General features: G+C 65.5%; 13 protein-coding genes. 7 read left to right on the top strand and 6 right to left on the bottom strand.

Translation table 11 applies throughout. The features are described from left to right. Window positions 1–138: 138 nt before the first annotated feature. Both glyA and D3880_RS19165 read right to left on the bottom strand, forming a co-directional pair. Complete coding sequence (glyA, locus tag D3880_RS19170) at window positions 139–1,392, bottom strand: serine hydroxymethyltransferase (protein ID WP_119895008.1); 1,254 nt, start codon at window positions 1,390–1,392, stop codon at window positions 139–141. 138 nt (window positions 1,393–1,530) lie between these two features. Continuing rightward, window positions 1,531–5,814, bottom strand: a complete 4,284-nt coding sequence (locus tag D3880_RS19165; RefSeq protein WP_119895789.1) for a sensor domain-containing protein — start codon at window positions 5,812–5,814, stop codon at window positions 1,531–1,533. A gap of 233 nt (window positions 5,815–6,047) precedes the next feature. Between D3880_RS19165 and ettA the strand changes: the two genes are divergently transcribed. Both ettA and gdhA read left to right on the top strand, forming a co-directional pair. Continuing rightward, a complete protein-coding gene (gene ettA, locus D3880_RS19160; RefSeq protein ID WP_119895007.1) occupies window positions 6,048–7,715 on the top strand; it encodes an energy-dependent translational throttle protein EttA in 1,668 nt (555 codons plus the stop codon). A 188-nt stretch (window positions 7,716–7,903) separates the two neighbouring features. Further along, the gene (gene gdhA, locus D3880_RS19155) at window positions 7,904–9,241 is read left to right on the top strand and encodes an NADP-specific glutamate dehydrogenase (protein ID WP_119895006.1); all 1,338 of its coding nucleotides are present in this window, start codon (window positions 7,904–7,906) and stop codon (window positions 9,239–9,241) included. A gap of 117 nt (window positions 9,242–9,358) precedes the next feature. Here the strand turns inward: gdhA and D3880_RS19150 are convergent, their stop codons facing one another. Both D3880_RS19150 and D3880_RS19145 read right to left on the bottom strand, forming a co-directional pair. Next, window positions 9,359–9,712 (bottom strand): hypothetical protein, encoded by a 354-nt coding sequence (locus tag D3880_RS19150; protein WP_119895005.1) that lies wholly within the window; start codon window positions 9,710–9,712, stop codon window positions 9,359–9,361. 93 nt (window positions 9,713–9,805) lie between these two features. Continuing rightward, entirely contained in the window at window positions 9,806–11,659 is a 1,854-nt protein-coding gene (locus D3880_RS19145; RefSeq protein WP_119895004.1) for an Lnb N-terminal periplasmic domain-containing protein, read from the bottom strand. A 165-nt stretch (window positions 11,660–11,824) separates the two neighbouring features. On the opposite strand from D3880_RS19145, the gene D3880_RS19140 reads away from it, so the two are divergent. The 5 genes from D3880_RS19140 (at window position 11,825) to D3880_RS19120 (ending at window position 16,696) form a co-directional block, all read left to right on the top strand. Beyond that, window positions 11,825–12,148, top strand: a complete 324-nt coding sequence (locus D3880_RS19140) for a TraR/DksA family transcriptional regulator (RefSeq protein WP_119895003.1) — start codon at window positions 11,825–11,827, stop codon at window positions 12,146–12,148. 136 nt (window positions 12,149–12,284) lie between these two features. Then, entirely contained in the window at window positions 12,285–14,732 is a 2,448-nt protein-coding gene (locus tag D3880_RS19135) for a Lon protease family protein (protein WP_119895002.1), read from the top strand. A gap of 206 nt (window positions 14,733–14,938) precedes the next feature. Further along, a complete protein-coding gene (locus tag D3880_RS19130) occupies window positions 14,939–15,280 on the top strand; it encodes a PA4575 family protein (protein WP_119895001.1) in 342 nt (113 codons plus the stop codon). Window positions 15,281–15,464: 184 nt separating this feature from the next. Further along, window positions 15,465–15,959, top strand: a complete 495-nt coding sequence (locus D3880_RS19125) for a TIGR00645 family protein (RefSeq protein ID WP_119895000.1) — start codon at window positions 15,465–15,467, stop codon at window positions 15,957–15,959. 119 nt (window positions 15,960–16,078) lie between these two features. Then, window positions 16,079–16,696, top strand: coding sequence for a BamJ family beta-barrel-assembly machinery protein (locus tag D3880_RS19120; protein WP_119894999.1), 618 nt, complete (start codon window positions 16,079–16,081; stop codon window positions 16,694–16,696). 67 nt (window positions 16,697–16,763) lie between these two features. Here the strand turns inward: D3880_RS19120 and D3880_RS19115 are convergent, their stop codons facing one another. Both D3880_RS19115 and D3880_RS19110 read right to left on the bottom strand, forming a co-directional pair. Then, a complete protein-coding gene (locus D3880_RS19115; protein WP_119894998.1) occupies window positions 16,764–17,006 on the bottom strand; it encodes a PA4570 family protein in 243 nt (80 codons plus the stop codon). 125 nt (window positions 17,007–17,131) lie between these two features. Further along, entirely contained in the window at window positions 17,132–18,100 is a 969-nt protein-coding gene (locus D3880_RS19110) for a polyprenyl synthetase family protein (RefSeq protein ID WP_119894997.1), read from the bottom strand. Window positions 18,101–18,292 lie beyond the last annotated feature (192 nt).

The raw sequence follows: 18,292 nt of genomic DNA, 5'->3' as shown, positions 1-18,292 counted from the left end.
GGTTGAGCGCAGCGACACCCATCGCCACCGGCCTGCATGGGTATCACCTTCGGCTTAACCCATCCTACAAAAGCAGGCTCCTGGAGTGAGAAACAAAAAAGCCCGGCACTTGGCCGGGCTTTTTCTATTGCGCAGAGCTTAGTTGCCGTACACCGGGAACTTGGCGCACAGGGCCTTGACCTGCTCACGGATGCGGTCGACCACCGACTCATCGCCCAGGTTGTTGAGGATCTCGCAGATCCAGCCGGCCAGCTCGCGGCACTCGGCTTCCTTGAAGCCGCGGGTGGTCACGGCCGGGGTGCCGATGCGCAGACCGGAGGTGACGAACGGCGAACGCGGGTCGTTGGGCACGCTGTTTTTATTGACGGTGATGAAGGCGCGACCCAGGGCGGCGTCGGCGTCCTTACCGGTGATGTCCTGCTTGATCAGGCTGAGCAGGAACAGGTGGTTCTGGGTGCCGCCGGAAACCACGTCGAAGCCGTGCTCGATGAACACGCTGGCCATGGTCTGAGCGTTCTTCACCACCTGCTGCTGGTATGCCTTGAACTCAGGCTGCAGCGCTTCCTTGAAGCACACCGCCTTGGCGGCGATGACGTGCTCCAGCGGGCCGCCCTGGGCGCCCGGGAAGACCGCGGAATTCAGCTTCTTCTCGATCTCCTCGTTCTTGCGCGCGAGGATCAGGCCGCCGCGCGGGCCGCGCAGGGTCTTGTGGGTGGTGGTGGTGACCACGTCGGCGAACGGCACCGGGTTCGGGTACACGCCGGCGGCAACCAGGCCGGCGACGTGGGCCATGTCGACGAACAGGTAGGCCCCGACCTTGTCGGCGATGGCGCGGAAGCGCGGGAAGTCCAGGACCTGCGAGTAGGCGGAGAAGCCGGCGATGATCATCTTCGGCTTGTGCTCGACGGCCAGGCGCTCGACTTCGTCGTAGTCGATCAGGCCGTTGCCGTCGATGCCGTACTGCACGGCGTGGTACAGCTTGCCGGAGGAGCTGACGCTGGCGCCGTGGGTCAGGTGGCCGCCGTGGGCCAGGCTCATGCCGAGGATGGTGTCACCGGCCTGCAGCAGGGCCAGGTAGACCGCGCTGTTGGCCTGGCTGCCGGCGTGCGGCTGGACGTTGGCGTAGTCGGCGCCGAACAGCTGCTTGGCGCGGTCGATGGCCAGTTGCTCGATCACGTCGACGTATTCGCAACCGCCGTAGTAACGCTTGCCCGGATAGCCTTCGGCGTACTTGTTGGTCAGCACCGAACCCTGGGCTTCCATCACCGCCGGGCTGGTGTAGTTCTCCGAGGCGATCAGCTCGATGTGCTCTTCCTGGCGCTGGGCTTCTTGCTCCATCGCGGCGAACAAGTCGGCATCGTAGTTGGCGAGAGTCAAATCACGGCTGAACATGGCAATCCCCTGAGAATAATCAGCTGGGCGGATGAAAGAGGGGGCGAATTCTACCCCATCCGCCCGCTGCTGGGATATGAAAGGCAGTCACGTCGCGGACAAGCGGGCCTCAAGACAGCCCGGGGCTTGGCGGCAGTTTCAGTCGAGGATGAACAGCGCCGCGCCACTGAATTGGGCGGCGAACTGCTTGGCCGGCATCGGTTTGCTCAGCAGAAAGCCCTGCACCTCGTCGCAGCCGTGCTCGCGGAGGAAGTCCAGCTGCGCCTGGCTTTCCACGCCCTCGGCGATCACCTGCAGGTTCAGGCTGTGGGCCATGGCGATGATGGCGCGGGCGATCTGCGCGTCCTGCTCGCCGCTGGGCAGGCCGTCGACGAAGCTGCGGTCGATCTTCAGCACGTCGATGGGGAACTGCTTGAGGTAGTTGAGCGAGGAATAGCCGGTGCCGAAGTCGTCCACCGCGACGGAGACGCCCAGGCGCTTGAGCTCGGCGAGGGTCTGCATGGCGCTGTCGACGTCGCGCATCAGGATGCTTTCGGTGAGTTCCAGCTCCAGGCAGGCCGGGGCGGCGCCGCTGTCCGCGAGGATGGCGGCGATGCGCTCGACCAGCTGGCCTTCGCAGAACTGGCGGGCGGACAGGTTGACGGCGATCTTCGCCACCCGCACCCCGGCCTTTTGCCAGGCCTTGAGCTGGCGGCAGGCCTCGGCCAGCACCCAGTCGCCGACCTGCACCACTAGGCCGAGCTCTTCCAGCACCGGAATGAACTCGCCCGGCGGCACCAGTCCGCGGCGTGGATGACGCCAGCGCAGCAGGGCTTCGGCACCGGTCAGGCGCTGGCCGTTGCCGCTGAATTGCGGCTGGTAGTGGAGGACGAATTCGTTCTGCTCGAGGGCGTGGCGCAGGTCGCTTTCCAGCTCCAGACGCTCGAGGGCGCTGGCGTTCATGTCCGCCTGGTAGAACTGGAAGTTGTTCTTGCCGCGTTCCTTGGCGTGGTACATGGCGGTATCGGCATTCTTCATCAACTGGCTCAGCTCCTGGCCGTCCTGCGGGCTGAGGGCGATGCCGATGCTGGCGGTGACGAAGAATTCGCGGCCTTCGAGGATGAACGGCCGCGCCAGGCTGGCGAGAATCTGTTCGGCGACATGCACGGCGCGGTTCAGCGCGCCCTCGCGGGTGCTGTGCGGTTGCAGCAGCAGGGTGAATTCGTCGCCGCCCATGCGCGCCACGGTGTCGTCCTCGGCGACGCAGGCGGCCAGGCGCACCGCCACGTCCTTGAGCATGCGGTCGCCGGCGGCATGGCCGAGGGAGTCGTTGATCGGCTTGAAGCGGTCGAGGTCGAGGAACATCAGCACCACCCACTCGCGGTGCCGTTCGGCGTGCTGCAGGGCGGTGTGCAGGCGATCCTGGAACAGCGTGCGGTTGGGCAGGTGGGTGAGGGCGTCGTAGTAGGCCAGGCGGTGGATGCGTTGCTCGCTGGCCTTGCGCTCGCTGATGTCGCTGAAGAAGCACACGTAGCTGACCAGATCGCCTTCCTCGTCCTGCACCGCGGTGATGCCGACCCAGGCCGGGAACGGCTCGCCGCTGCGGCGCTTGAGCCACAGCTCGCCTTCCCAGCTGCCCTGCAGGTTGAGCTGGGCGAGCACATAGTGCAGCTGTTGGGCCTGCTGACGGTCGGCGGTGAGGATGCCGGGCAGTTGGTCGAGCACCTCGGTGGCGGCGTAACCGCTGACCCGGCTGAACGCTTCGTTGACCTGGACGATATAGCCGGCCGGATCGGTGACCAGGATCGCCGAGGTCGAGTGCTCGAATACCGTCGCTGCCATGCGCAGATCTCTCTCACTGCGGCGCTGCTGGCTGATATCGCGGACCACGCCGAGTAGCCCCTCGAACACGCCGTGGGCGTCCCACATCAAGCTCAGACGCAGCTCCACCGCGATCTTGCGGCCATCGGCGCGCAGGCAGTCGAGTGCCAGCAGTTGGGTCGGCAGTTGCCGGCGCAGCTCGGTCAGCCGCTGCGGATTGCCGAGAGCCTGGCGTACCCGCTCCAGCAGGGTGTAGATGAGATCGAGTTGGTTCGGGTTGGAGATGAGCGGGAACAAGCCGTTGGCCACTAGCCAGTCGCTGCTGTAGCCGAACATGCCCTGCGCCGAGGGGCTGATGTAGTTGAGCTCGAGCTGATTGTTGGTGGAGAAGATCACGTCGCTGATGCTTTCCGCCAGCAGCCGGTAGCGTTGCTCGCTGGCCAGCAGCGACTGGCTGGCTTCGATCTGCTCGGTGATGTCCTTGGCCACGCCGATCAGGCGGCTGACGCGACCCTGGGCGTCGCGGCTCAGGGCTTGCTCGCGGATGTCGAACCAGTGCCAGCTGCCGTCGCGGTGGCGCCAGCGCAACTGGCAGGTCAGCAGTTGGCCGTCGGCGACCACCCGCTGCAGGCTGCGCGTCCGCCGGTACAGTTCGTAGTCGTCGGGGTGGAGGATCTTCTCCCACAGCGGTGCGCCGATTGCCTGCAGCTCGGCCTTGCTGTAGCCGAGGTCGGTGCCCAGGCGATGGTTGTGGAACAGCACGCGCCCGGCACTGAGGTCGTGCACGTAGAGCGTATCGGGAATGCTGCGCACCACCTCGGACCAGAAGCGTTCGCGTTCGAGCAGCGACAGCTCGACGCGTTTGCGGCTGGTGATGTCATTGATGCTCAGGGTCACCGCCTGGTAGTCCTGCCGTTCTTGCGGTAGGCGCAAGAGCAGCCACAGATGCCGTTCATGGCCCTGCGCGGTGCGGATGCGGCTCTCCGTCTCGAACTGCGGGCGGCCCTCGAGCACCGCGGCCAGCAGCTGGAAACGGATGCCGTCAAGGCGCAGCGGGCTGTGACCGATCAGCTGCTGCCAGGCTTGGTCGGGCGAGTCCACGCCGAGCAGGCGCAGGGCCACCTGATTGGTTTCGCTGAAGCGTATGGCCTGTAGTAGCAGCTGATGGCGCTCGGGGTGCTCGAGCAGCCATTGCCGCAACCCCGTACCGTCGCGCAGGCCCTGTTGCTGGAGGTAGTCACGCAATTGCGTCAGGTCGAGGACGCAGAGGGCGATGCCACAGCCTTCGAAGATGTCCTGATAGCGGCGCCGGGCTTGCTGCTGCACGCGTAGCGAGCATTGCTTGTCGGTGACATCGCGCAGCACCCAAACGAGGCTGTCGTCGTCGAGCGTGCTGCGGCTGACGGCGAACAGGCGCTGCTCGCCGTCCTGCTCCAGCCTCTGCGGTTCCAGGCTTTCCTGCGCGCCTTCATGCAGGGCGGTGAGACCGGGCAGCAGCTCCAACATGGGCCGTCCCAGCATCTGGGCACGGGTCAGGCCGAACAGCTGCTCGGCCTGCGGGTTGAGGTAGCGGATCCGGCCGTCGGCGTCGGTCACCAGGACCCGTTCTTCGATGGCCCGCAGCACGCTGCCGGCTTGCTGCAGTTCGCGTTGCGAGGCGGCATTCAGGGCGTGCAGGCCGTGCTGCGCGCGGTGCAGGCGGTACAGGGCGAGCAGCGCGAGGGCGGCGCACAGCACGAACAACAACAGCCGGCCACTCAGTCGCGGCAACAGCTCGGCGGTGGCCTGCTGGGCATCGAACAGCACGCGCAACTGCCAGTCGCTGCCGGCCAATGCGGTTTGCCACAGGCTCTGCGCCTGCTCCTCGGCGGTGACTGGGGTGTTGCCGGGGGGCTGGCTGCTGCCGCCCCAGCGCAGGATCGCCCGCTGTGCTTGGCGGTCCTCGAGCAGCCAGTGGTGGTCGCCGTGCGCGAAGTTGCTGAGGGTTTTGCGCAGGGCCTGAGTGCCGGCGCGGATGACCCAGTAACCCTGCGCTTGAGCACCAGAATTCTGGCGCAGCAGCAGATAGATCTGCCCATTCGCCGCGGGGCTGAAGGCGAAGTGGTAGGGCTGGTCGGCGTGTCGGCGCAGCAGCGCGGCGAGGAAGGCTTGATCGTTGAGCGGTTGTGCGGCGCTGTCGGCGCGGATCGCACCATCGGCAGTCAGCCAGACCAGGCTGTGCAGGGCGGGAAAAATTTCCCGCAGGTGGCCCCGTAGGCCGGTGTCCAGTGCCGGCTGCAGGCCATGCTGGCGCAGCAGGGCGAGGCCGGCCAGGGCCTTGAGCTCCATACTTAGCGCCAGATGATCGGCCAGCTGCTGGCCGTATTCCTGCGTGCGCTGGCGCTGGTTATCCAGGCGCTGGCTGAACTCCTGCTGCAACTGCCAGCTGAGCACGCCCAGGGTCAGCACCACCAGCAGCCACAGTGCGCCTTTCACCGGCCCAGGTAGGCGCGCGGCGGAGGTGCCGGCGGGTGCGTGCGGGGTGGTGGCTGACAGCGGCTTGGGCACGAGCGGAGTTCCTGCGATAACAGCTGAATAGGGCAGGCATGGCGCAGCCAGGGGCGCGCGCGGACCGGTTAGCATGCCTAGAAAAATGGCCAAGTGCCAGCCTGGCCGACGAGCGCCGGTTTGCCCACTCCGGTACAATCCGGTAGCTTTGCCGCACGCGCGGGGCACTGCTGTTGCAAGGCAAGCAGCGCGCCAGGATGCCTGGCCTGGCGACCCGACAGGGTAGCGACCAGGGGCATCGGGTGGCGCGCCATTTTCGCTCAGTCGCGCTCCGTCATTTTCCTTTCATCTCAGCAGCTAGGTTTCTCATGGCTCAATACGTCTACACCATGCATCGGCTCGGCAAGGTCGTGCCGCCGAAGCGGGAAATTCTCAAGAACATCTCCCTGTCGTTCTTCCCGGGCGCCAAGATCGGCGTGCTCGGCTTGAACGGCTCGGGCAAGTCCACCCTGCTGAAAATCATGGCGGGCGTCGATACCGAATTTAACGGTGAGGCGCGGCCGATGCCGGATCTCAACGTCGGTTACCTGCCGCAGGAGCCGCAGCTCGATCCGAGTAAGACCGTGCGTGAAGTGGTCGAAGAGGCCGTCAGCGTGATCAAGAACGCCCAGGCCCGCCTGGACGAGGTCTATGCCGCCTACGCCGAACCGGATGCCGACTTCGATGCGCTGGCCGCCGAGCAAGGCAAGCTGGAGGCCATCCTCCAGGCCGCCGATGGTCATAACCTCGAGCGCCAGCTGGAAGTCGCCGCCGATGCCCTGCGCCTGCCGGCCTGGGATGCCAAGGTGGTGCACCTGTCCGGCGGTGAGAAGCGCCGCGTCGCCCTGTGCCGCCTGCTGCTGTCGGCGCCCGACATGCTGCTGCTGGACGAACCGACCAACCACCTGGACGCCGACTCGGTGGCCTGGCTGGAGCACTTCCTCCACGACTTCCCCGGCACCGTGGTGGCGATCACCCACGACCGTTACTTCCTCGACAACGTCGCCGGCTGGATTCTCGAACTCGACCGCGGCGCCGGTATTCCTTACGAGGGCAACTACTCCGGTTGGCTGGAGGCCAAGTCCGCGCGACTGGCGCAGGAGTCCAAGCAGCAGTCGGCCCATGAAAAGGCCATGAAGGACGAGCTGGAGTGGGTGCGCAAGGGCGCCAAGGCGCGGCAGTCGAAATCCAAGGCGCGTCTGCAGCGTTTCGAGGAAATGCAGTCGCAGGAATTCCAGAAGCGCAGCGAAACCAACGAGATCTACATCCCGGTCGGCCCGCGCCTGGGCGACAAGGTCATCGACTTCGTCAACGTCAGCAAGGGCTACGGCGACCGCGAGCTGATCGACAACCTGTCGTTCAGCATGCCCAAGGGCGCCATAGTCGGCGTGATCGGTGGTAACGGCGCCGGTAAGTCGACGCTGTTCCGCATGCTGATGGGCAAGGAGCAGCCGGACTCCGGCAGCATCGAAATCGGCGAAACCGTGCAGCTGGCCTGCGTCGACCAGAGCCGCGACGACCTCGATGGCAGCAAGAGCGTGTGGGAAGCCGTTTCCGGCGGCTCCGACATGATCCGTATCGGCAACTACGAGGTGCCGTCGCGCACCTACGTCGGCCGCTTCAACTTCAAGGGCGGCGACCAGCAGAAGTTCGTCAAGGACCTCTCCGGTGGTGAGCGTGGCCGCCTGCACCTGGCCCTGACCCTGAAGGAAGGCGCCAACGTGCTGCTGCTCGACGAACCGTCCAACGACCTCGACGTGGAAACCCTGCGTTCGCTGGAAGAGGCGCTGTTGGACTTCCCCGGCGCCGCCATCGTGATCTCCCACGATCGCTGGTTCCTCGATCGGGTGGCTACGCACATCCTCGCCTACGAAGACGATTCGCATATCGAGTTCTTCGAAGGCAACTACAGCGAGTACGAAGCCGACCGCAGGAAACGCCTCGGCGACGCCGCCTCCCAGCCTCACCGGGTGCGCTACAAGAAGCTGGCGCAGTAAGCGTCAGTGGAATCAAAAACGGAGCCTGCGGGCTCCGTTTTTTTGGCTGGCGCCCGTGTCGAATTACATAAATGCACCATAAAAATACATAAAGGCGACGCTTTGCACTGTTGTGGTGCTGTTCGCCTTGGTAGAGTCGCGCGGCAATTCCTGACCTAACGAACAAATAAAGCTTGTCGAGACCTGCCATGATCCCCTCAGTTGACACCTTCCTTGCCCGCCTCAAGCAGCGCGATCCCCAGCAACCCGAATTCCACCAGGCGGTGGAAGAGGTGCTGGGTACCTTGTGGCCTTTCCTCGGGGCCAACCCGCACTATCTTGAGGCCGGCATTCTCGAGCGCATGGTCGAGCCGGAGCGGGCCGTGCTGTTTCGCGTGTCCTGGGTCGATGACGCCGGCCGGGTGCAGGTCAACCGCGGCTACCGGATACAGATGAACAGCGCCATCGGCCCGTACAAGGGGGGGCTGCGCTTCCATCCCTCGGTGAACCTGGGCGTGCTCAAGTTCCTGGCCTTCGAACAGGTGTTCAAGAACTCGCTGACCTCGCTGCCGATGGGCGGCGGCAAGGGCGGCTCGGACTTCGACCCGAAGGGCAAGAGCGACGCGGAAGTGATGCGCTTCTGCCAGGCGTTCATGAGCGAGTTGTATCGCCACATCGGTGCCGACCTCGACGTGCCGGCCGGCGATATCGGTGTTGGCGCCCGCGAGATTGGTTTCCTGTTCGGGCAGTACAAACGCCTGTCCAACCAGTTCACCTCGGTGCTGACCGGCAAGGGCATTACCTATGGCGGCAGCCTGATCCGTCCGGAAGCCACCGGTTTCGGTTGTGTGTATTTCGCCGAGGAAATGCTCAAGCGCCGCGAGCAGAGCATCGACGGCAAGCGCGTGGCGATTTCCGGCTCCGGCAACGTCGCCCAATACGCCGCGCGCAAGGTCATGGATCTGGGTGGCAAGGTGATCTCGCTGTCCGACTCCGAGGGCACGCTGTTCTGCGAGGCGGGGTTGAGCGAAGAGCAGTGGCTGGAGCTGCTGGAGCTGAAGAACGTGCGCCGTGGCCGCCTGAGCGCAATGGCCAACACTGCCGGCGTGCGGTTCTTCCCAGGGCAGCGGCCGTGGGGGCTGGTGTGCGATATCGCCCTGCCGTGCGCGACGCAAAACGAACTGACCGGCGAGGATGCCCGCCAACTGCTGCGCAACGGCTGCCTCTGTGTCGCCGAGGGCGCGAACATGCCCTCGACCCTGGAGGCCGTCGAACTGTTCATCGCGGCGGGCATTCTCTACGCCCCGGGCAAGGCCTCGAACGCCGGTGGCGTGGCCGTCAGCGGTCTGGAAATGTCGCAGAACGCCATGCGCCTGCATTGGAGTGCCGGTGAGGTGGATAGCAAGCTGCACGCAATCATGCAGTCGATCCATCATGCCTGCCTGCACTATGGCGAGGAAAACGGCCGGATCAACTACGTCAAGGGCGCCAACATCGCCGGCTTCGTCAAGGTCGCCGATGCCATGTTGGCCCAGGGCGTGGTCTGAGCGGTCACTTCGCGGCCAGGGGCCGCTTTACGCTACGGGGCCTGCGGGCCCCGTTTGCGTTCCGAAGTGACGCTCGGCCACGGGCTTGGGGCCCATTGAGCGCGTTTGCCGGTCGCTTCAGCTGCCACGCAGAGCCTTGCTCAGGGCGCGATCCTGGTCGCGCTGCCCATCCTCGTCGCGCGGGTCGCCGCGCTGCCGCTCGTAGTCCCTGCGTTCGGCGCTCTCGGCCATGGCCTGGCACTGACGGAAGCCGTCATCCCAGCCGCTGGCGTACTGGGTTTCGGCGAGGTAGCGCGGCACGTCCTTCTGGAATGCGCCGCTGATCGCGCCGGCGGCCTGGTGCCCACTGTTGCAGCCGGCCTGATAGCCGTCGGCGAAGGCCGGCGGGTAGCCCTGGGCGAGCAGGTAATCGTGGGTGGTCTGACAGCCCGCCAGCAGGCTGAACAGGATGAAGAGCGCGTGGCGCCGCATGGGTGACTCCTGCGCCCGGCCGGGTGCGGGCGCTGGGCGCGGAGTTTGGCCACGGCTTTGTGGGTAAAGCGTCAAAGCCTGGTGAGCGAAAGGTCAGTAGTGGTACCACTTCAGCTCCAGCGACAGCTCGTTTTCCGGGCTGCTCAGTTGGCTGAACTGGCGCTGGGCGGACAGGCGCAGGCCGAGGCTGCGCGTCAGTTCCCACTGTTGGTTGAGGGCCAGGCTGCGGCGCACTTCGCCGTTGTGGAAGTAGTCGCCGCTGGCCTCGAGGCTCAGGTTGCCCAGCCGGTTGCGCCACAGCAGGCCGCTGTTGAAGCCCAGCGCCGGGGCGATGGTGGCGGCGAAGTCCTCATTGTGTTCGATGCGCAGGGTACCGAGGGCAAAGCCGAGCAGCTCGTCGCGCAGTTGCCAGCTGCCGCCGACGCCGCCGTGCAGATGGCTGACCAGGCGCTCGTCGCCGTCTGCGCCGAGTACCCGTTCGAGGCCGCCGCCGACCTGCCAGGACCAGGGTTGCAGCAGTTGGTTGCGCGGTGTCAGCGAGCGGATGTTGGCCAGGTCGAGGCGTTGCAGCTGCCAGTGATTGCCTTCGTACTGACGCAGCTTGAGCTGGAGAATCTCGATCTGCGCGCCGAGCGGGAAGCCGTAGGCGTTGTCGTTGAGGTCGTGATAGGCCATGCGCAGGCCGTATTCGGCGAAGGCGCGGTCGTCGCGGCTGCCGGCGCCGAGCTGCCAGGTGCGCGACTGATGACCGTCCTCCGGAGACTCGGGGCGCGCCACCTGCAGCGGCGGCGGCGGGTTGCGGTTGATCGCCTGCAGCAGCGCGTAGCTACGCTGCGCACTGGCGCTGTCGCGGGCCTCGCCGTTGGCGCGGTAGCGGGTCAGGCGGAAGGCGGTGTCCTGGATCAGCGCCTGGCTCTGGCGTGGCAGGGCGCGCAGCTCGGAGCTGGCGAGCTGGCCGGGGTCATCGGCCAGGCGCAGGGCCCAGTCCTGCTCGGCGGTGCTCAGCGGATCGGCGCGGGCCAGCAGTTCGCGCTCGCGCGACGGGCGGAAGTCGATGCGCTCCACCAGCTCGGCGCCCTTTATCGCGCGCACGGTGTCGGTGGGGATAGCGGTGATGGGGAACTGTTCGGTCAGCTCGATGCCGGGACGGGCGACCTCCAGCAGTTCGAGCAGGCGGTAGGAGCAGTTCTCGTCGAAGAAGAAGTAGTCGAAACGGATCTGCTTGAGCTCCCAGACGTGCTCGACCATGCGCCCGGTTTCCGCGGGCGTGAGGTTCAGGCGGTATTCCCACAGGTCGCGGTTTTCCAGGCTGCGGTATTCGGACAGCTTCTCGCGGTAGGGGACCAGGGCGAACAGCCCGGGATAGCCGCCCATCAGGCCCCTCCAGGCGTAGAGGATGCTGTTGTCCATGCCTTCGATGAAGGCGCCGAAGTTCAGCGCGTAGCTGAGCAGCGCGGTGTTGTTGGCGTCGATGTCGGCCTGGTCGATGCGCAGCAGGGTGTGGCCGAACATCGACGACGGGCTGTTCAGATAGGCGGCGGGAAACACCAGCACCGCGCTGTGCGGGGCGATGTCGTGAAACCAGGCCTGGAACTCCGCGCACTGCGGTTGCGGCAAATCCTGCAGGCGAAGTTGTTCGCGCAGCCAGCGCGTACGCGCCGGGTAGACGCACTGGGCGTGCTGGTCGCCGAGGCCGGCCGGGGCATAGAGCGCATCGACCGTAGCCTGGAGTTCGGCAGTCGGGTCGTTGGCGCCGCCTGCGGCGAGGAAGAAGTCGTCATCGTCGACGTAGCTGCGCCAGCCGCCGAGTTTGCCGGTTTCGTAATGGCCGAGAGCGATCCAGTAGGGCTGCCGGGCCAGCGCCTCGAGTTGCGCCGGGGGCAGGGCGGGGGCGGCATGCAGGCCGCTGCAGATGCACAGAGCCAACGCGGAGAAAATCCGTTTCAAGGTCGCCGTTCTTTTCTTATGGCCGGGACCCGAGCTTTGAGGATGGCGCGGGCGGGTGTCAAGAATGCTGCGAACGGGCGATCGCGCAAGTTTTTGTCCCGGCTCAATGCAGTCTGTGCGGTACTGTCCACACTAATGGTAAGTCCCGCCTCAGGAGTATCTGCCATGACCGCCTTCGACCCTCGTGCCGCCCTCGATGCCTTGATGGCAGAGTACAGCGCACGGGCCAACGCCATCCGCAGCGATCTGGCGCGCAGCCATTCGCCGGACTTCGCCGAGCAGGCGCTGCAGCGGCAGAACGACGAGGTGCTGGAGGCGCTCTTGGCCGAGGCGGAAGCCGCTTTGCTGAAAGTCGGCAAGGCCAAGCTGCGCCTCGCCGATGGCAGCTATGGCGAGTGCCTGCGCTGCGGCGAGCCGATCGAAGCGCGCCGCCTGCAGATCCTGCCGGCGGCGGAATACTGTCTGGCCTGCGCGGATCTGATGAAATAGCGCCTGGCGCTGAGGCCTGCGCTGGTTATTCCGCCGTCCGCTTCGAGGTTCCTTCTTCACCGTGCGGATGCCTTGCCAGCGGCGCTTTCCGGGCGCCAGAATGCGGCCATCTGCCTGCCCGATGTAAGGACTCCCGATGCCCGATTCCCTAGCTGCTGGTCTGCGTCTGGCACCTGAAGCGTTGACTCATCCGTTCGCGCCCGATCAGTTCAATTTCAATCTGACCGAAGAGCTGGAGCCCTTCCGCGGCGTGCTCGGTCAGGAGCGCGCGGTCGAGGCCCTGCAATTCGGCGTGGCGATGCCGCGCCTCGGTTATAACGTCTTCGTCATGGGCGAGCCCGGCACCGGCCGCTTCTCCTTCGTCAAGCGCTACCTCAAGGCCGAAGCCAAGCGCCTGCGCACCCCGGCGGACTGGGTCTACGTCAACCACTTCGACGAGCCGCGTGAGCCGCGTGCGCTGGAGCTGCCGCCGGGCACCGCCAGCGAGTTCATCGCCGATATCGGCGTGCTGATCGACAACCTGCTGGCGACCTTCCCAGCGGCCTTCGAGCATCCGGCCTACCAGCAGAAGAAGAGCGCCATCGACCGCGGCTTCAACCAGCGCTACGACAAGGCGCTGGATGTGATCGAAAAGCTCTCGCTGGAAAAGAGCGTGGCGCTCTACCGTGACAGCAACAACATCGCCTTCACCCCGATGAAGGACGGCAAGGCCCTGGACGAGGCCGAGTTCGCCCTGCTGCCGGAGGCCGAGCGCGAGCGCTTCCACGCCGACATCGCCGCCCTGGAGGACCGTCTCAACGAGGAGCTGGCCAGCCTGCCGCAATGGAAGCGCGAGTCGAGCAACCAGCTGCGCCAGCTCAACGAGGAAACCATCACCCTGGCGTTGCAGCCGCTGCTGGCGCCGTTGTCGGAGAAATACGCGGAAAACGCCGGGGTCTGCGGCTATTTGCAGGCCATGCAGGTCAATCTGCTGAAGACCGTGGTCGAGCAGCTGGTCGAAGCCGAGAAGGTCGACGCGCAGACCCGCAAGCTGCTCGAGGAACAGTACAGTCCCAGCCTGGTGGTCGGCCACCATGCCAGCGGCGGCGCGCCGGTGGTGTTCGAGTCGCACCCGACCTACGACAACCTGTTCGGCCGCATCGAGTATGGCAACGACCAGGGCGCGCTCTACACCAGCTACCGGCAACTGCGCCCGGGCGCGCTGCACCGCGCCAACGGCGGCTTCCTGGTGCTGGAAGCGGAGAAGATGCTCGGCGAGCCGTTCGTCTGGGAAGCGCTGAAACGTGCCCTGCACGGCAGCAAGCTGAAGATGGAATCGCCGCTCGGCGAGCTCGGTCGCCTGGCCACCGTGACCCTCACCCCGCAAGTCATCCCGCTGCAGGTCAAGGTCATCATCATCGGCTCGCGTCAGCTCTACTACGCGTTGCAGGACCATGATTCGGACTTCCAGGAGATGTTCCGCGTGCTGGTGGATTTCGACGAGGAAATTCCCCTGTCCGACGACAGCCTCGAGCAGTTCGCCCAGCTGTTGAAGACGCGCACCTCGGAAGAGGGCATGGCGCCGCTGAATGCCGCCGCGGTGGCGCGCCTGGCGACCTACAGCGCGCGCCTGGCCGAACACCAGCAGCGCCTGTCGGCACGCATCGGCGACCTGTTCCAGCTGGTCAGCGAGGCCGACTTCATTCGCCAGCTGGCCGGCGACCAGGTCACCGACGCCGGCCATATCGAGCGCGCGCTGAAGGCCAAGGCGACCCGCACCGGCCGCGTCTCGGCGCGGATTCTCGACGACATGCTGGCCGGCATCATCCTCATCGATACCGCCGGCGCCGCAGTCGGCAAGTGCAACGGCCTGACCGTGCTGGAGGTCGGCGACTCGGCCTTCGGCGTGCCGGCGCGGATTTCCGCCACCGTCTACCCGGGCACCTCGGGCATCGTCGACATCGAGCGCGAGGTCAACCTCGGTCAGCCGATCCACTCCAAGGGCGTGATGATCCTCACCGGCTACCTCGGTAGCCGCTACGCCCAGGAGTTCCCCCTGGCGATCTCCGCCAGCATCGCCCTCGAGCAGTCCTATGGCTACGTCGACGGCGACAGCGCCTCGCTCGGCGAGGTCTGCACCCTGATCTCCGCGTTGTCGCGCACGCCGCTCAAGCAGTGCTACGCGATCACCGGCTCGATCAACCAGTTCGGCGAAGTGCAGGCGGTTGGTGGCGTCAACGAGAAGATCGAGGGCTTCTTCCGCCTGTGCGAGGCGCGTGGCCTGACCGGCGAGCAGGGGGTGATCATCCCGCATGCCAACGTCGCCACCCTGATGCTCGACGAGCGTGTGCTGCAGGCGGTGCGTGGCGGCCTGTTCAATGTCTACGCGGTGCGCCAGGTCGACGAGGCGCTGAGCCTGCTGGTCGGCCAGGCCGTCGGCACGGCGGACGAGCAGGGGCTGTTCCCGGAGGGCAGCGTCAACGCCCGGGTCGTCGAACGCCTGCGCGAGATTGCCGAAATGGACCTGGAAGAGGATGACCACGAGTCGACCAAGGAGTTGCCGGTCAAGGCCGCGCGCGCGGCGGAGCAGCCGAAGCAGCCGTGATCGGCGGCCGCGGAAACCACGGTGACCGCTTCAGTGACTGCTCAGTCACTGAGCAGATCGCTGCGGGCCGTGGTGGTCGGCGTCCATGCTGGCTTGCCCACGCGTCGTCCACAGAATTATCCACAGCTTGTGGGGATAACCACGGGCCTTCCGAAGCGGCTAGCTGCGGTGTAGTCTGGAGGCCGGACTTCACGAGGGTCGCCGCCATGCCGCGCAGCCTCTGTCTTAGTCGTCAGTGTCTCGGCCTGGTCACGCGCATCGAGTGCGTGATCCGGCCGCTGGCGGGCGAATCCGGGCTCTGGACGCTGATCTGTGCTGCCGGCATGGCCGACAGTCAGCCTACCGCGATCAAGGCGCAGGGCCCATTCCACGGGCCTCTGGTGGCCGAGTCGGTGCTCACGGCCATCGCCGAGAACCTCGCCATCATGGGTTACGAGCAATCCCCCGACCCCTCAATCTGGTGTCTGCACATGCAGAGCGAATTGCGCCGGCAGAACGCCGAGCGCGGCCGCCATCTGGGCGATTACCAGTTCAACCCCGAGACCTGAGCACGGGGTCTGTCGCTTGACCCGGCGGAATGGATCGCAACGCTCTGGCGCAAGTCTTTCCATACGGTTATCCACAGCGCGACTGGGCAATCGTTAACTGGTGTTGCGACTGCCGGGGTTGGTCTTTGTCTGCTGCTTGGTGCTGGGTATACTCGCCGCGGTTTGCAACAAGCAGCGAGATTCCATGGAACGCTTAATTGAAAATGCGATGTACGCGTCGCGCTGGCTTCTGGCGCCAATCTACTTCGGCTTGTCGCTGGCGGTGCTGGCGTTGGCGATGAAATTCTTTCAGGAGGCCTACCACCTTCTGCCGCACGTTTTCGAGAAGACCGAGGCGGAACTGATCCTGGTGCTGCTGTCGATGATCGACATGGCCCTGGTCGGTGGCCTGCTGGTGATGGTGATGATCTCCGGCTACGAGAACTTCGTCTCGCAACTGGACATCGAAGAGGGCAAGGAAAAGCTCGACTGGCTCGGCAAGATGGACTCCGGCTCGCTGAAGATGAAGGTGGCTGCCTCCATCGTGGCGATTTCCTCGATCCACCTGCTGCGCATGTTCATGAACGCGGAGCACATCGCCAATGACAAGCTGCTGTGGTACGTGGTCATCCACATGGTCTTCGTGGTTTCGGCCTTCGCCATGGGCTATCTGGACAAGCTGACCAAGCACGGCCCCTGAGTGTCGCGGCTGCATCGCCAACGCCCGGACCGGCAACGGCTCCGGGCGTTGGCGTTTCAGGCCGGCGCGCCATCTGTGCTAGGCTGGCCGCCCTTTTTTACCCTCAGCGGAAGCCTGTCATGTCCGAACTCAATCTCTCCACTGACGAAACCCGCGTCAGCTACGGCATCGGCCGTCAGCTCGGTGATCAACTGCGCGACAACCCGCCGCCGGGCGTGAGTCTGGATGCCGTGCTGGCCGGTCTGAGCGATGCCTTCAATGGCCAGGCCAGCCGTGTCAGTCAGGACGCGCTGACCGCCAGCTTCCGCGTGATCCGTGAAGTGATGCAGGCCGAAGCTCAGGCCAAGGCCGATGCCGCCGCCGCAGCCGGTCGCGCCTTCCTGGTGGAAAACGCGCAGCGTGCGGGCATCACCCAGCTGCCTTCCGGTCTGCAATACGAAGTGCTGACCGCCGGCGAAGGCGCCAAGCCGTCCCGCGAGGACAGCGTGCGCACCCATTACCACGGCACTTTGATCGACGGCACGGTGTTCGACAGCTCCTACGAGCGCGGCCAGCCGGCCGAGTTTCCGGTGGGCGGCGTGATCGCCGGCTGGGTCGAGGCCCTGCAGCTGATGAACACCGGCAGCAAATGGCGCCTGTATGTGCCCAGCGAGCTGGCCTATGGTGGCCAGGCCGCCGGCAGCATTCCGCCGCACAGCGTGCTGATCTTCGACGTCGAGCTGTTGGAAATCCTCTAAGGCTTCCCGTCGGCTGGATGACAAGGCCGAAAACCTGCACGGGTTTTCGGCCTTTTTCTTGAGCGGCTCAGTGGGTTTCGTGCGCCGGGCGCAGCGCCCTGGCGTAGCAGAAGAGGAACAGGCTGCGCACCAGTTCCTTGAGCACCAGCGGTTCGTTGGAGGTCAGACCGGCGAGATCCAGTTCGCCTTGGTCGCGTAGCTCATCGAGGGCGTCCGCCTCCAGCACGGCGCAGACCGCGCCGGTCTCGCGATGGAGAATGCGCAGGTAGGGTTGCGGGCGGTCCAGCCAGGCATCGATCAAATAGGTCACGGCTCATCTCCTGGTTAGTGGTTCAGGTGAGAATAATTCCTATTCAAATAATAGCAAGGCTCAATTGCTGTTCGGGTAAAATGAAAAGCCCGCCGGAAGGGCGGGCTTGTTCGTAACTGTGCGGCTCAGTGGGTGCGGGCGACGGCGAACTGGCTCAGTTCGATCAGGGCGTCGCGGTATTCGCTGGCGGGCAGCCCATCCAGGCAGGTGATCGCGCGCGCAGCGAAGTCGCGAGCCAGGCGCGCGGTGTAATCGAGGGCGCCCGAGGCTTCGACGGCGGCGCGGATGCTTTCCAGATCCTCGATGCCGCCCTGCTGGATGGCCTTGCGCACCAGGGCCGCCTGCTCTGCGGTGCCTTCGCGCATGGTATAGATCAGCGGCAGGGTCGGTTTGCCTTCGGCCAGGTCGTCACCGACGTTCTTGCCCAGGGTCTCGGCATCGCCGCGATAGTCGAGCAGGTCGTCGACCAGCTGGAAGGCGATGCCCAGGTGATCGCCAAACTGGCGCAGCGACTCGATCTGCGCGCTCGGTGCGCCGGCGAGAACGGCAGCGCTGTGGGTCGAAGCCTCGAAGAGCATGGCGGTCTTGGCGCGGATGACCTCCATGTAGATCTCTTCCGTGGTGCTGGCATCGCGGATCTTGGACAGCTGCAGTACTTCGCCTTCGGCGATCACGCGGGTGGCCCGGGAGAGAATCTGCATCACCGGCAGCGAACCCAGCTCGACCATCATCTCGAAGGAGCGGGAGTACAGGAAGTCACCGACCAGCACGCTCGGCGCGTTGCCCCACAGGGCGTTGGCGGTCGAGCGGCCACGGCGCATGCCGGACATGTCGACCACGTCGTCATGCAGCAGGGTCGCGGTGTGGAGGAACTCGATGGTGGCGGCGAGCAGGCGCAGATCGTCGCCTTGCTGGTCCAGGGCCTTGCCGCAGAGCAGCACCAAGAGCGGGCGCAGGCGCTTGCCGCCAGCGGAGATGATGTAGTCACCGATCTTTTCCACCAGAGGCACGCGGGAAACCAGCTGCTTTCTGATGATGCCATCGACAGCGGTAAAATCGTCCGCCACCACCCGATAGAAAGCCTGTGGTTGCATCAGTGACAAGTGCTCCTCGAAGATTGCGCGGCATGCTAGGTGCCGGGGTAGGGGCTGTCAAGGCAAGCGCCGGCGGTGCTTGCGGAGCAGGCGCGGCTTGCGTACAATCGCGGCCCCTGAACTTCCCTGGGCAGCACCTGCCTTACGCAAATGCACGGGCGTCCTTCCGGCCCCGAGCAGCCATGCCAGCCG

Source organism: Pseudomonas cavernae, assembly GCF_003595175.1.
Taxonomy (GTDB): Bacteria; Pseudomonadota; Gammaproteobacteria; order Pseudomonadales; family Pseudomonadaceae; genus Aquipseudomonas; species Aquipseudomonas cavernae.
This window is presented reverse-complemented; position numbering and strand designations above follow the sequence as displayed.

Coding starts and splice junctions, on each gene's coding strand:
- glyA (WP_119895008.1), bottom strand. CDS start 1,392: ATGTTCAGCCGTGATTTGACTCTCGCCAACTACGATGCCGACTTGTTC.
- D3880_RS19165 (WP_119895789.1), bottom strand. CDS start 5,814: ATGCTAACCGGTCCGCGCGCGCCCCTGGCTGCGCCATGCCTGCCCTAT.
- ettA (WP_119895007.1), top strand. CDS start 6,048: ATGGCTCAATACGTCTACACCATGCATCGGCTCGGCAAGGTCGTGCCG.
- gdhA (WP_119895006.1), top strand. CDS start 7,904: ATGATCCCCTCAGTTGACACCTTCCTTGCCCGCCTCAAGCAGCGCGAT.
- D3880_RS19150 (WP_119895005.1), bottom strand. CDS start 9,712: ATGCGGCGCCACGCGCTCTTCATCCTGTTCAGCCTGCTGGCGGGCTGT.
- D3880_RS19140 (WP_119895003.1), top strand. CDS start 11,825: ATGACCGCCTTCGACCCTCGTGCCGCCCTCGATGCCTTGATGGCAGAG.
- D3880_RS19135 (WP_119895002.1), top strand. CDS start 12,285: ATGCCCGATTCCCTAGCTGCTGGTCTGCGTCTGGCACCTGAAGCGTTG.
- D3880_RS19130 (WP_119895001.1), top strand. CDS start 14,939: ATGCCGCGCAGCCTCTGTCTTAGTCGTCAGTGTCTCGGCCTGGTCACG.
- D3880_RS19125 (WP_119895000.1), top strand. CDS start 15,465: ATGGAACGCTTAATTGAAAATGCGATGTACGCGTCGCGCTGGCTTCTG.
- D3880_RS19120 (WP_119894999.1), top strand. CDS start 16,079: ATGTCCGAACTCAATCTCTCCACTGACGAAACCCGCGTCAGCTACGGC.
- D3880_RS19110 (WP_119894997.1), bottom strand. CDS start 18,100: ATGCAACCACAGGCTTTCTATCGGGTGGTGGCGGACGATTTTACCGCT.